General features: G+C 71.3%; 12 protein-coding genes. 3 read left to right on the forward strand and 9 right to left on the reverse strand.

Annotated elements, in window-relative coordinates:
• Positions 1-111: 111 nt before the first annotated feature.
• Entirely contained in the window at positions 112-456 is a 345-nt protein-coding gene (locus tag AC07RV_RS04635; protein ID WP_057591200.1) for a DUF3088 domain-containing protein, read from the forward strand.
• A gap of 36 nt (positions 457-492) precedes the next feature.
• Here AC07RV_RS04635 and msuE read toward each other — a convergent pair whose 3' ends face one another.
• A complete protein-coding gene (gene msuE / locus AC07RV_RS04640) occupies positions 493-1,089 on the reverse strand; it encodes an FMN reductase (RefSeq protein WP_296785727.1) in 597 nt (198 codons plus the stop codon).
• 284 nt (positions 1,090-1,373) lie between these two features.
• Here msuE and AC07RV_RS04645 point away from each other — a divergent pair, with 284 nt between their 5' ends.
• A complete protein-coding gene (locus AC07RV_RS04645) occupies positions 1,374-2,615 on the forward strand; it encodes an acyl-CoA dehydrogenase family protein (protein WP_296785730.1) in 1,242 nt (413 codons plus the stop codon).
• Between the two features lie 27 nt (positions 2,616-2,642).
• Here AC07RV_RS04645 and AC07RV_RS04650 read toward each other — a convergent pair whose 3' ends face one another.
• The 4 genes from AC07RV_RS04650 to AC07RV_RS04665 form a co-directional block, all read right to left on the reverse strand.
• The gene (locus AC07RV_RS04650; RefSeq protein WP_296785733.1) at positions 2,643-3,866 is read right to left on the reverse strand and encodes an acyl-CoA dehydrogenase family protein; all 1,224 of its coding nucleotides are present in this window, start codon (positions 3,864-3,866) and stop codon (positions 2,643-2,645) included.
• A gap of 160 nt (positions 3,867-4,026) precedes the next feature.
• Positions 4,027-4,683, reverse strand: coding sequence for a methionine ABC transporter permease (locus tag AC07RV_RS04655; protein ID WP_296785734.1), 657 nt, complete (start codon positions 4,681-4,683; stop codon positions 4,027-4,029).
• On the reverse strand, positions 4,664-5,764 hold the full coding sequence (locus AC07RV_RS04660) for a methionine ABC transporter ATP-binding protein (RefSeq protein WP_296787036.1): 1,101 nt from the start codon (positions 5,762-5,764) through the stop codon (positions 4,664-4,666). The genes AC07RV_RS04655 and AC07RV_RS04660 overlap by 20 nt, the downstream gene beginning before the upstream one ends.
• Positions 5,761-6,579: a MetQ/NlpA family ABC transporter substrate-binding protein gene (locus AC07RV_RS04665; RefSeq protein WP_208510740.1), complete on the reverse strand. Its 819-nt coding sequence runs from the start codon at positions 6,577-6,579 to the stop codon at positions 5,761-5,763. The genes AC07RV_RS04660 and AC07RV_RS04665 overlap by 4 nt, the downstream gene beginning before the upstream one ends.
• 231 nt (positions 6,580-6,810) lie before the next feature.
• On the opposite strand from AC07RV_RS04665, the gene AC07RV_RS04670 reads away from it, so the two are divergent.
• Positions 6,811-7,836, forward strand: a complete 1,026-nt coding sequence (locus AC07RV_RS04670; protein WP_261211131.1) for an ABC transporter substrate-binding protein — start codon at positions 6,811-6,813, stop codon at positions 7,834-7,836.
• Positions 7,837-7,845: 9 nt separating this feature from the next.
• On the opposite strand, the gene AC07RV_RS04675 is transcribed toward AC07RV_RS04670, so the two are convergent.
• The 4 genes from AC07RV_RS04675 to AC07RV_RS04690 are packed head-to-tail and all read right to left on the reverse strand — an operon-like array spanning position 7,846 to position 12,971.
• Positions 7,846-9,534 carry a dipeptide ABC transporter ATP-binding protein gene (locus AC07RV_RS04675; protein ID WP_296785738.1) on the reverse strand — a complete coding sequence of 563 codons (1,689 nt, stop codon included), beginning with the start codon at positions 9,532-9,534 and terminating at the stop codon, positions 7,846-7,848.
• Positions 9,531-10,406, reverse strand: coding sequence for an ABC transporter permease (locus tag AC07RV_RS04680; protein ID WP_296785740.1), 876 nt, complete (start codon positions 10,404-10,406; stop codon positions 9,531-9,533). The genes AC07RV_RS04675 and AC07RV_RS04680 overlap by 4 nt, the downstream gene beginning before the upstream one ends.
• Positions 10,403-11,320 (reverse strand): ABC transporter permease, encoded by a 918-nt coding sequence (locus AC07RV_RS04685; protein ID WP_209539756.1) that lies wholly within the window; start codon positions 11,318-11,320, stop codon positions 10,403-10,405. Before AC07RV_RS04685 ends, AC07RV_RS04680 begins: the two co-directional genes overlap by 4 nt.
• Before the next feature lie 7 nt (positions 11,321-11,327).
• Positions 11,328-12,971, reverse strand: coding sequence for an ABC transporter substrate-binding protein (locus AC07RV_RS04690; protein WP_296785744.1), 1,644 nt, complete (start codon positions 12,969-12,971; stop codon positions 11,328-11,330).
• Positions 12,972-13,188: the final 217 nt, after the last annotated feature.

A 13,188-nucleotide genomic window follows, 5' to 3' on the forward strand; every position in this document is an offset into this window, starting at 1 on the left:
AACGCAAGCGCGCGATGCGGATATGCACATGTGCTTTTCTTCGTTCGCCCGCGAGCGGCTTCGCTCCATCGTTGGGTTCTTCATTTCACCGACTTCCAAAGGATTTCTCGCATGAGCCGCGACCGACTCTTCCTGCTCGAGGCAGGCTTCACCGACGACAAGCACCCGGGCGATGCCTTCGTTTGCCCCGACGGCCTGCCCATCGAGGGGCTGCTGGCCTCGGCGCCCGAACAGGCCGCGCGCCTCGAGGTGCACCGGCTGCCGTTCCCGCGCCCGCGCGCGGCCGTGGTGGCGGTGCTCGACGAGGCGCACCAGAGCCTGCCGGTGCTGGTGTTCGGCGACGAGCCGCCGGCACCGGCCGACGCGCAGTCGCTCGGCGCCTTGCGCTTCGTGACCGACACGCGCCGCATCCTCGCGCTGCTGGCCGAGCGCCACGGCTTTCCGAAGGTGCATTGACCTCCGGCGGCCGCAGTTGCTCGCCGGGGCCCGGCTTCAGGCCACGGCGTGCAGCTGCGGCCGCGGCGCGGCGGCGCGCTCGGCCTGCGGCTGCAGTTGCCGCAGCACCGGCAGCGCGCGCGAGACCGCCAGCGCGATGCGCGCGCGCAGCAGTTCGCTGTGCACCTGGTAGTTCTCGAAATCGCGGTCGGTGGCGTAGACGCCGATCGGCAGCGTGTGCGACTGGAAGAAGCTGAACAGCGGCCGCAGCTGGTGGTCGATCACCAGCGCATGGCGCTCGCTGCCGCCGGTCGCGGCCAGCAGCACCGGCTTGTCGATCAGCGCATCGTGGTGCACGAAGTCGAGGAAGTGCTTGAACAGGCCGCTGTAGGCGCCGCGGAACACGGGGCTGGCGGCGATCACCAGGTCGGCCGACTCAAGGGCCACGAGGGCTTCCTCGACCGCGGCCGGCAGTTGCGGGCGGTAGAGCACCGCGCCGAACTGCGGCACCAGGTTGCCGATCTCGATCACGCGGCTCTCGACCGGGATCGCCTGGGCGATGCCTTCGATCAGCTCCTCGACCAGCACCAGGGTGCGCGAGGGGCGTTGCAGGCCGCCGGACAGGGCGACGATCTTGAGGGGGGTTTGGGGCATGGGATGGATGGCGCGGCCGGCGGGCTGCGCGTGTGCAGACTAGGGCTGCGGCCATTCTGCGCGCCGTGCGCGGCGCGTGAACCTCGACTTTCGCATGTGCTTCTGCGAACTTCGTCTATGCGCCGTACGGGGTGCACAGCGCGCATGGCAGGCATGCGCGGCGGCCATGGGAGAAGCCGCATATGGGCCGCATATGGATGTGCGCAATCGTTCGTTCCGCGCGGCCGATGCGCGTCCCAGAATCGCGCCGGCCTTCCCCCTCCCCCTCTTCTCTCTTCCCCCGCATGACGCTCCCCACCTCCGCCATCGACCATCCCTGGGGCGCACCGCCCAGCGCGCGCTACGAAGAACTCGCGCAGCCGTTCCGCGCCGTGTTCGCGCGCATCCGCGAGGGCGCGGTGGCGCGCGACCTCGCGCACCAGCTGCCGCACGAGGAGATCGGCTGGCTGCGCGAGGCCGGCTTCGCGCGGCTGCGCCTGCCGGTCGAGCGCGGCGGCGCGGACGCCAGCCTGGTCGAGCTGTTCGCGCTGCTGACCGAGCTCGGCGCGGCCGACACCAACGTGGTCAACGCCCTGCGCGCGCACTTCGGCTTCACCGAGGACGTGCTGCTCGCACCCGAGTCGCCATGGCGCACGCACTGGCTCGAGCGGCTCGCCGCGGGCGAGCTCGTGGGCTCGGGCTTCTCGGAGACCGGCGACGCCAAGGTCGGCGCCTTCTCGACCCGGCTGCGCGCCACGCCGCGCGGGCTGCGGCTCGACGGGCGCAAGTTCTACACCACCGGTTCGCTGTTCGCCGACTGGATCAACGCCGTGGCCGACGACGACGAAGGCCAGCCCACGATGATCTCGGTGCCGCGCCAGGCCGCGGGCGTGCAGGTGCTCGACGACTGGGACGGCTTCGGCCAGGCGCTCACCGCGAGCGGCACCGCCACCTTCGAGGACGTGGCGATCGATCCGCTGTGGGTCAACCCGAGCAAGCTGCGCTTTCCCTACGCCTCGCCCTATTTCCAGACCGTGCACCTGGCCTCGCTGGCCGGCATCGCGCGCGCCTCGAGCGACGACCTCGCGCAGCGCGTGCGCGAGCGCGACCGCAGCTACAGCCACGGCAATGCCGCGCGCGTGTCCGACGATCCGCAGATCCTGCAGGTGGTGGGCCGCGGCCGCAGCGCGGCCTATGGCGCGAGCGCGATCGTGCTGCAGGCGGCCGGCGCGCTGCAGCGCGCGCACGATGCGCACCTCGACGGCGCGCTGCCCGACGACGCGCGCGCCGCCGCCGCGGCCGCCGCGCACGTGGAGGTGGACCAGGCGGTCTCGGTCGTCACGCGCCTGGTACTCGACGCGAGCACCGAGCTGTTCGACGCACTCGGCGCCTCGGCCACGCTGCGCACGCACGGGCTGGACCGCTACTGGCGCAACGCGCGCACCATCTCCTCACACAACCCGCGCGTCTACCGCGAGCGCCAGGTCGGCGCCTTCGCGGTCAACGGCACGCCGCCGCCGACCTTCTATCGCGTCGGCAAGAGCTGAACGCGGCGGGCGGTCCGCCGCCCGGCTTCAGCCATAGCCGTAGGGATTGGGCACGTCCCCCGCCAGCAGCCAGGCGCCGATGCCCTGGTGCCGGTAGTCGAGCGGGTCGTGCAGCGTGTGCACGCGCACGTTGCGCCAGTAGCGGTCGAGGTTGTGCTTCGAGGCGGTGCCGCGCGCGCCCACCAGCTCGAAGATCTGTGAGGTGACGTGCAGCGCCGTGCGCGCGGCCTGCGTGCGCGCGGCGGCCACGTCGATCGCGAGCGCCCCGCGGCTGTCGGCCGTGAGCGCGAAGCCCTGCTCCCAGGCCTGCTGGAAGCGTTCGTTGGTCTGGTTCGACAGCGCCGTAGCGGCCTGCAGCGCCGACCACATCTCGCCCGCGCGCAGCTGCAGCAGCCGGTCGTCCTCGGCGCGATCCACGCCGGCCATGGGCCAGGGCTGGGTGTGGGCGCGCAGGTGCTCGATGGCGGCGCGCAACGCACCGAAGGCATTGCCGAGGTAGATCTCGGTCAGCACGATCTGGCCGATCAGGTTGCGCAGCGTGGCGCGCGGGCTCGAGGCCACGCCGGGCGGGCCGAGGATCTCGTCGTGCGCGATGCGCACGCGCCGGAACTCGACGTTGCCGCTGTCGGTCTGGCGCTGGCCCATGTTGTCCCAGTCGCCGAGCACCGTGATGCCCGCGCGCGAGGTCGGCACCACGGCGAACAACCGGTCGGTCGGCTCGGGGCCGAGCACCACCGAGACGTTGAGCACGTCGGAGTCCGGGGCGCCCGAGCAGAAGCCCTTCACGCCGTCGATCTCGATGCCGTCGTCGGTGCGCACCGCCTGCAGCCGGGTGTCGCGCGCATTCACGGCATTGCCCCAGAACCAGCGCTTCTCCACCGCCTCGCCGAGGAAGCGCGCCTGCTGCGCCTCGGAACCGAACAGCAGCACGCTCGCCACCTGCAGGTGCTGGAAGCCGAACAGGTGCGCGAGCGAGCTGTCGGCCTGCGCGAGCCGGCGCAGGATGCGGAAGATCAGCGGCCAGGCCGCCTGCTGGCCGCCATGGGCCGCGGGGATCGCGAGCGTGAGCAGGCCGCTGCGGCGCAGCAGCGCGCGTTCGACCAGTGCCGTGCCGCCCGCGCGGTCGCGTTCGGCGGCGCTGGCGGCCAGGGTGTTCGCGAGCGCGAGCACCGGCTCGGTGAAGATGCCGAAGTCCTCGGCGAAGGGATCGGCCGCCGATGGCGTGCCCTGGGGAGCGGAAGAAGAGGACACGGGATGGCGGCCTGCGGTGGAGAAGAGGAAGCGGAAAGCGGGGGCGGGCCGGAACGCAGGATCGGAGAACGGCGACGCCTGCCGCGGCGGCTGCACGCATGATGCCGAGCTGGGCTCCGTTCGCTTAGAACATTCCGGAGCATGGATATGCGGCGCGCGTTCAGCGCCGATGGTCGACGCGCCGCGCCAGCCACTCGCCGACGAACTGGATCGCCGACACCAGCGCGATCAGGATCACGATCACCTCGAACATCACGCGCGTCTCGTAGCGCTCGTAGCCGTAGCGGATCGCCAGGTCGCCGAGGCCGCCCGCGCCCACCGCGCCCGCCATGGCGGAGGCATTGACCATCGCGATCACGCTGACCGTCATGCCGCCGATGATCCCGGGCAGCGCCTCGGGCAGCAGCACGTGGCGCACGATGTGCCAGCGCCGGCAGCCCATGGCGCGCGCGGCCTCGACCAGGCCCGCGTCGACGTCGTTGAGGCTGACCTGCGCGATGCGCGCATAGAACGGGATCAGGTTGGCCGCCAGCGGTACCACGGCGGCCCAGGTGCCGAGCGTGGTGCCGACCACGAAGCGCGTGACCGGCAGCAGCGCGATCAGCAGGATGATGAACGGGATCGCGCGGCAGACGTTCACCGCGATCGACAGCGCCTTGTGGAAGCGCGGCCGCGGATAGAGGTTGCGCGGCGCCGTCACCGTGAGCACCACCGCGAGCACCAGCCCCAGCACGATCGCGATGAAGGCCGAGATGCCCACCATCAGCAGCGTCTGGAAGAAGGCCTGGACGTACTTGTCAATCTGCGGCGTGGACATAGCCCAGGACCTCGATGCGGTCGGCCGCGAGCGCCTGGCGCGCGGCGTCGATGTCGAAAGAAGGATCCGCGCCCACCGGCACGGCCACCAGCAGCCGGCCCTGCGCATGGCCGCGGATGCGGTCGAGCCCGCCATGCAGCCAGGTCGCGCCGGGGCCGAGCGCGGCCAGTGCCTCGAAGGGCAGGCCCCGCGGCCGCGCGGCACCGTCGAAGCCCAGGCTCAGCACCCGCAGGGCCGGCCGGTCCGGGATGCCTCCGAGGCCTTCGACGTCGGGCACCAGCGCCGCGGCAAGGTCGCCCGGCAGGTCGTGCAGCAGCGGCTGCAGCAGCGCGCGCGTGGCCTCGGCCCGCGGCTTGCCGAACACGCGCCACACCTCGCCCAGCTCGACGAGGCGGCCGCGGTCGAGCACCAGCACGCGGTCGCAGACCTCGCGGATCACGGCCATGTCGTGCGTGATCAGCACCACCGTGAGGCCGAAGCGCCGGTTGATGTCGCGCAGCAGCGCGAGGATCGACTGCGTGGTCTCGGGATCGAGCGCCGAGGTCGCCTCGTCGCACAGCAGGATCTGCGGCCGGTGCACCAGCGCGCGCGCAATGCCCACGCGCTGCTTCTGCCCGCCCGAGAGCTGCGCCGGCCAGGCATCGGCCTTGTCGGCCAGGCCCACGAGCTCGAGCAGCTCGTCCACGCGCTCGCGGATGCGCCGCGGCTCCACGCCCGCCACCTTGAGCGGCAGCGCGACGTTGTCGCGCACGGTCTTGGCCGACAGCAGGTTGAAGTGCTGGAAGATCATGCCGATGCGCCGACGCAGCGCGACCAAGCCGTCCTCGTCGAGGCCGCCCACGTCCACGCCGTCGACGCGCACCGTGCCGCCGCTCGCGGCCTCGAGCGCATTGATGGTGCGCAGCAGCGTGGACTTGCCCGCGCCGCTGCGCCCGATGATGCCGAAGACTTCGCCGCGCTCGACGGCGAACGAGACCGCCTCGAGCGCCGCCACCGTGCCGGCCGCGCCCGCGTAACTCTTGGAGACCTGCTCGAAGACGATGTGGGCCGGCGCCGGTGCCGGCGTCGTCGCGGCGCTCAGAAGACGGGCAGTACCGAACCCTGGTACCGCGTCTGGATGAACTGGCGCACTTCCTCCGACTGGTAGGCCTGGACCAGCGGCTTGACCCAGGCCGCGTTCTTGTCCTTCTCGCGCACCACGATGATGTTGACGTAGGGGTTGTTCTCCTTCTTCTCGACCGCGAGGCCGTCGCGCGTGGCGATCAGGCCGGCCTGGTAGGCGAAGGTGTTGACGATGGCCGAGGCGTCCACGTCCTCGAGCGAGCGCGCGAGCACCACCGAGGCGGCCTCCACCAGCTGCACCTTCTTCCTGTAGCCGGTCACGTCGGCCAGCGTGGCGGTGCCCTTGAAGGGATCGAAGCCCTCGCGCAGGGTGAGCACGCCCTGGTCGCGCAGCACGACCAGCGCGCGCGTCTGGTTGCTCGGGTCGTCGGGGATGCCGAGCTTGGCGCCGTCGGGCAGGTCCTTGAAGGCCTTGTGCTTCTTCGAATAGAAGGCGATCGGCGAGATGTAGGTGTTGCCCACGCTGACCAGCTTGTAGCCGCGCTGCTTGACCTGGTCGTTGAGGAAGGGAATGTGCTGGAACGAGTTGGCCTCGAGGTCGCCGTTGTTGAGCGCCTCGTTGGGGCTGGCCGAGCCGGTGATGACCACCGGCTTGACCTCGAGTCCGTTGCGCCTGGCGACCTTGGTGACCACTTCCCAGATCTCCTCGTCGACGCCGCCGCGCACGCCCACGCGCAGGGTCGGCGATTGGGCAAGGGCCGCGGTCTGCGACCAGAGCGCGGTCGAGGCGAGGACGAGTGCGCCGAGGGCGCGAAGAACACTGCGTGTGTGCATGGCTTTCTCTTTTCGGTTGCCGGTTTTTTGCTGCGGCCGATCTTCGAAGGCCGCGCCATGGCGGAAAAGGAAAGTTTTCGCACAAGCAATCTCGCTGCGCGACGAAGGCGCGGATCGATCCGCGCCGCGCGCCGCCGACGCGCTTGCACATGCGCATTCCGACGTTGCCGTGGCGCAGGCCCGCCGATACGGTCGACGGCTTCGCATGTCACCCTGCCTGGAGTTCCTTCGATGACCGCTTCGCTGCCTTCCCTCCCGCTTCCGCCGAGCCGCCGCACGCTGGTGCGCGGTGCCGCCGCCGCGCTCGGCGCCGCCGGCCTCGGCCTGCTGGGCCGCCGCGCCTGGGGCGCCGACAACGACAAGCCGATCACGCTCTCGTGGACCGGCACCGGCCTGTGCCTGAGCCCGATCGTGGTCGCCAATGAACTCGGCTACTTCACGAAGAACAACGTGAAGGTGGAGATCATCAATTTCGCGGGCGCGGTCGACCAGGTGCTCGAATCGATCGCCACCGGCAAGGCCGACATCTCGCTGGGCCTGATCCATGCCTGGCTCAAGCCGCTGGAAGCGGGCTTCGACGTGAAGGTGGTCGGCACCGCGCATGCGGGCTGCATCCGCGTGCTCGCGCCCAAAACCTCGGGCATCGCGAGCATCGAGGCCGTGAAGGGCAAGACCATCGGTGTCTCGAGTCCCGCGGGCTATGGGCGCCAGTTCTTCTCGACCGCGCTGGCGCGGCGCGGCGTGAACCCCGACCAGGACGTGCAGTGGCGCGTGTTCCCGGCCGACCAGCTCGACATCGCGCAGAAGAAGGGCGAGATCGACGTCATCGCCGACTCGGACCCGAACCTCTACCTGATCGAGAAGCGCAACCCCGGCGCCTACCTCGAGATCGCCAACATCCTCAAGGGCGACTTCAAGGACCGGCTGTGCTGCATCGTCGCGGCGCGCGGCGAACTGGTGAAGCGCAATCCGCAGCAGGTGGCGGCCGTGGTGCGATCGCTGCACCAGGCCGCGGACTTCATCGCCGAGAACCCCAACGAGGCCGGGCGCGCGGTGAGCAAGCTGTTCCCGAAGGTGGCGCAACAGGACCTCGGCAGCATCCTCTCGACCATCGGCTACACGCACCACGCCAGGCGCTTCGACCTCGCGAAGGAGATCGAGAGCTATGCGGTCGATCTCAAGCAGGTGGGGGTGCTCAAGAAGAGCACCGATCCGGCGCGGTTCGCGAAATTCCTGACGGTCGATGTGCTGGCCTGAGCGCCCGCTTTAGGCGGCCAGCGGCTCGGGCACCGCGGCCAGCAGCGAACGCGTGTACTCATGCGCGGGCCGCGACAGCACCTCCTCCACCGGCCCCTGCTCGACCAGCCGCCCGCGGTTGAGCACCAGCACGCGGTCGGCCACGTGGCGCACGAGGTTGATGTCGTGCGAGATGAACAGCAGCGCCGTGCCCAGGCGCGACTGCAGCTCGGCGATCAGGTCGATGACCTGGGCCTGTACCGAAACGTCGAGCGCCGACACCGGTTCGTCGCAGACGATCAGCGCGGGCTGCGCCGCGAGCGCGCGCGCGATCGCCACGCGCTGGCGCTGGCCGCCCGAGAGCGAACGCGGAAAGCGCTCGGCCAGCTCGGGCGCCAACCCTACCTGCTGCAGCAGCGCCGCGATGCGCGCGCCCACCTCGGCGCGCGGCAGGCCCTGCAGGTTCTCGGCGATCACCTGCGACACGCGGTAGCGCGGATCGAAGCTGCTCAACGGGTCCTGCGGGATGTACTGCAGCCGCGGCCGCAGCGGCCGGCGCGCGGCCTCGGAGATGCCCGACCACGGCTGGCCCAGCAGCCGCACCGCGCCCGCGTCGGGCTCGAGCAGGCCGAGCACGATCTTCGCGCAGGTGGACTTGCCCGAGCCCGATTCGCCGACCAGGCCGAGCACCTCGCCGGCCGCGATCGAGAACGACAGGTCCTCGAGCGCCACGAAGTCCTCGCGCGGACCCAGCCCGCGCCGCACCGCGAAGCGCTTGCCGATGCCCTGGACCTCGAGCACCGGCGCCTGCGCGGCCGGCACGGGCGTGCGTGGCGGCAGCGGCTCGCGCACGATGCGCAGCCGCGCCTCGGGGCCCTCGCCCGCCGCCTCGAAGCGCGCCGACGACAGCCGGCTGCCGCGCGAGGAGGTCGAGGGCACGGCCGCGATCAGCTGCCGGGTGTAGCCATGGCGCGGGCTCGACAGCACGTCGCGCACCGGGCCTTGCTCGAGCACGCGGCCATGGCGCATCACGAGCACGCGGTCGGCGATGCCCGCTACCGCCGACAGGTCGTGGCTGATCAGCAGCAGGCCGCTGCCTTCGTCGCGAACGCGCCGCGCCAGTACCTCGATCACCTGCTTCTGCAGCGCCGCGTCGAGCGCGGTGGTGGGCTCGTCGGCCACGATCAGCGGCGGCAGGCCCGCGATCGCGGCCGCGATCAGCGCGCGTTGGCGCAAGCCGCCCGAGAGCTGGTGCGCGTACTGGCCGATGCGGCGTTCGGGATCGGGCATGCCCACGCGCGCGAGCGTTTCCAGCACGCGCCGGCGCACCGCGGTGCGGCCGCGCAGCAGGCCGTGATGCTCGAGCACCTCGCCGACCTCGCGGCCGATGGGGCGCAGCGGATCGAGCGACACCAGCGCGTCCTGCATCACCAGCCCCGCGAAGGTGCCGCGCAGGCGGCGCCAGTCGGTGGCATCGAAGCGGTTCGCGTCGCGCCCGTCGATCAGGAATCTGCGCGCGTTCACGCGCGCGCCCGGCCCCGCGAGCGCGAGCAGGCTGCGCGCGGTCACGCTCTTGCCCGAGCCCGACTCGCCGACCAGCGCCACGCATTCGCCGCGCGCGATGCGCAGGTCGAGCGCCTCGACCACGGTGCGCTCGCCCGCGGGCGTGTCGAAGCGGACCGTGAGGCCTTCCACGTCGACCAGCGGAACATCGCTCATGCCAGCCTCCCCTCGAAGCGCCGCTGCAGATGGTGGCCGAGCACGGTGAACGAGATCACCGTGAGCGTGATGGCCGCGCCCGGGAACACGCCGGGCCACCAGGCCACGCGCAGCACGTCGCGGCTCTCGGCCAGCATCACGCCCCACTCGGGCGTGGGCGGCTGCGGGCCGAGGCCCAGGAAGCTCAGGCCCGAGGCCGCGAGCACGGTCGATCCCACGTAGACGGTGGCGGTCACGGGCACCGCCACCAGCACGTTGGGCAGCAGGTGGCCGAAGAACACCTGGGCGCGGCTGCGGCCGTAGATGTAGGCATGGGTCACGTAGTCGGCCTGGCGCACGATGCGCGTCTGCGCGCGCACCACGCGCGCGAACTTCGGAATGCCCGCGATGCCGACCGCGAGCGCGATGTTGGCCAGCCCCGGGCCGAGGAACACCACCACCAGCATCGCCAGCAGCACGCCCGGAAAGGACGAGATCACGTCGAACAGCCGCGACAGCCCCTCGTCGAGCAGCCATTGCTTCTGCCCCGCCACCAGGCCCAGCAGCACGCCCGCCAGCACCGAGATCGCCGTGCCGCCGATGCCGATGAACAGCGAGTAGCGCGCGCCATGCACGGTGCGCGACAGCACGTCGCGGCCGAGCCGGTCGGTGCCGAAGGGATGCTCGGCGCCCGGCGGCTGCAGCACCGCGAGAAAGTCGCCCTCGAGCGGATCGAGCGGCGCCAGCCAGCGCGGCGCGACGGTGGCGATCACCAGCAGCGCGACGAACAGCGCCGACAGCAGCACCGCGAGCGGCGGCAGGCGCCGGCGCGGCGCGCTCGACGCGGGTGCGCTGCCCGCGGGCAGCGCGACGGTCTCGGATGCGGAAGTCATGATGCCTTGAGCCTCGGATCGATCAGTGCATAGAGCAGGTCCAGCAGGGTGGACGCCGCGACGTGGATGAAGGCCGCCAGCAGCACCACCGCGAGCACCACGGGCGCGTCCTGGCTCAGCACCGCGTTGAGCGTGACCGTGCCCAGGCCGGGCCGGCCGAACACCTTCTCGGTGATGACGGCGCCGCCGAGCAGGCCGCCGATGATCCAGCCGCCGAGCGTGACCACCGGCAGCGCCGCATGCCGCAGCACGTGCCGCAGGCGCAGCCGCAGCTCGCCCAGGCCGCGCGCGCGCACCGTGACCACGAAGGGCTGCTCGAGCGCGCGCTCCATCGCCTCGCGCAGCACCTGCGCCAGCAGGCCCGCGGTCGGCAGCGCCAGCGCGGTCGCCGGCAGCACCAGCGCGCGCCAGTCGGCCGCGCCCGAAACCGGGAACCAGCGCAGCGTGAACGAGAAGGCCATCAGCAGCAGGATGCCGAGCCAGAACACCGGCGTGGAGGCGAACACCAGCTCCAGCGTGGAGGCCGCCGCGCGCGCGATACGCCCGCGGCCCGAGGTCAGCGTGGCCACCACCACCGCGAACAGCAGTGCCAGCACGCCGGCCGCGAGCGCGAGCTCGACCGTGGGCCACAGCTGCGCCATCACCACGCGCGCCACCGGCTGGCGCAGCTCGTACGAGGTGCCGAAGTCGCCGCTGGCGATGCGCGCCAGGAAACCCAGGTACTGCTCCCACAGCGGGCGGTCCAACCCCCACTCGGCCGCGATGGCCTCGCGCAGGCCCGGGTAGTCGAGGTCGCCGGCCAGGATGTCCTCGACCCGGCCCGGCAGCGCATGCAGGGCCAGGAAGGCCGCGGTGGCGCTGCCCCACGCCACCAGCAGGCCGGCGCCCAGCCGCGAGATCACCAGTCGCCACATGACGGGCTCAGCGCTCCGACAGCCACACGTCGTGGAAGTTCGACGGCGAGTCGAGCTGCGTCTCGAACGACAGGCCGCGCACCCGGCTCTTGGCCGCGAGCTGGTAGTTGGCCGAGAACAGCGGCACGATGATGCCCTGGTCCACCGCGTGGCGCTGCGCCGCGTCGACCAGCTTCTTCTTCTCCTCGAGATTCGTGGAAGCCAGCGCGTCGTTGATGTAGCCGAACAGCGTCCTGTCGCCCTTGTCGGCCACCGCGCGGATGAAGCCGCTCTCGCCGATGTTGCCCTGCAGCTCCTGCGCCGCGTCGGCCGGCAGGTAGGTGTTGGGGTAGATGCTCCACGAGCCCTTCTGCAGCTGCTGCGCCCACTCGCCGCCGGTGACGAAGCGCAGCCGCAGGTCGAAGCCCAGGTTCTTGCGCAGCTGCGCCTGCAGGCCCTGGATCAGCACGTCGCGGTTGTCGCGCACGAAGGGCTGCGGATAGCCGACCTCGATGGTCAGGCGCTGGCCGTCCTTGGTGCGGAAGCCCTCGGCGTCGCGGCCGGTCCAGCCCGCTTCGTCGAGCAGCTTGTTGGCCGCGGCCGGGTTGTTGCCCCAGCTTCCTTCGAGCGCCTTGTTGTAGAAGAAGCTGTCGGGGCCGATGTTCGACCAGGCGCGGCGGTAGGTGCCGCGGTAGACGCTCTTGACCAGCGCGTCGATGTCGGCGCCGTCGCGCAGCGCGCGGCGCACGCGCACGTCGGTGGCCGGCGGGATCGTGTAGTTGACGTTGAGGGTGAACGAGGTCTGCGCGCCCGCGGGTCCGACCAGGAACTGGAAGCCCGGCTGGTCCTTGAACAGGCCCACGTCGGTGGGCTGCACGCCCTCGATCACGTCGACCTGGCCCGAGCTCAGCGCGCCCGCGCGCACCGCGTACTCGGGCAGGAAGCGCACCGTCACGCGGTCCACCCAGGCCGGTCCCTGGTGCGCCGCATAGCCGGGCGCCCACTGGTAGCGCGGGTTGCGCGCGAAGCCGGCCGACTGGCCGCGCACATAGTTCTGGAACAGGAAGGGACCGCTGCCCGCGATGGCCGGGCCGCCGCCGCACAGGTCGTCGCCCGACTGCAGGGACTTCGGCGAGATCAGGCCCAGCCGCACGCTGGCGATCGATTCGAGCAGGCCCGAGTCGGGCCGGGCCAACTGCAGCCGCACCTCACTGGCCGACACCACCTGCACACGCTCCACCGACTTGAGCAGCTCGCCGGCGGCATTGGTGTTCTTGGTGTCGCGCACGAAGTCGAAGTTGAACTTCACGGCCGCCGCGTCGAGCGGCGTGCCGTCATGGAACTGCAGGCCCGGCTTGAGCTTGAAGGCATAGGTCTTGCCGTCGGGCGAGACGCTCCACTCCTGCGCCAGCCAGGGCAGGAACTTGCCGCCCTTGCCCTTGGCGACCAGCGAGTCGATGTAGTTGCGGATCAGGATGTAGGAGTTCTGCTGCGTCGAGCGGTGCGGGTTGAAGCAGATCGGATCGGTGGTCACGCCGAAGACCACCTCGCCGCCCTGGCGCGGCGTGTCGGCGGCCAGCGCGAGGTTCATGCCGCAGGCCGCGAGCAGGCCGGCCTGGAGGATGCGCGGCAGCGCGCGCCGCGGGGAAGCAAGGGCAAGGGAGATCTTCATGACGACGGAAAGGAACGTGAGAAAGCCGCGCGGACGAATCCGCGCCTGGAAGAAAGGACAAGGAGTCGGCGCGCGCGGCGCCGGCCGTGCAGGCCCGGGCGAACACCCGTGCACGGGCAGCGCCGATCTTCGAAGCTCAGGGCTTCGCGGCTAACGAAAGTTTTCGCAGAAGCTATCTCGCTCAGCGCGCATGGAGCGCTCCCGCGCCTTTCATCCG

The sequence above is a fragment of the Variovorax sp. GW821-FHT09B01 genome, assembly GCF_059418345.1.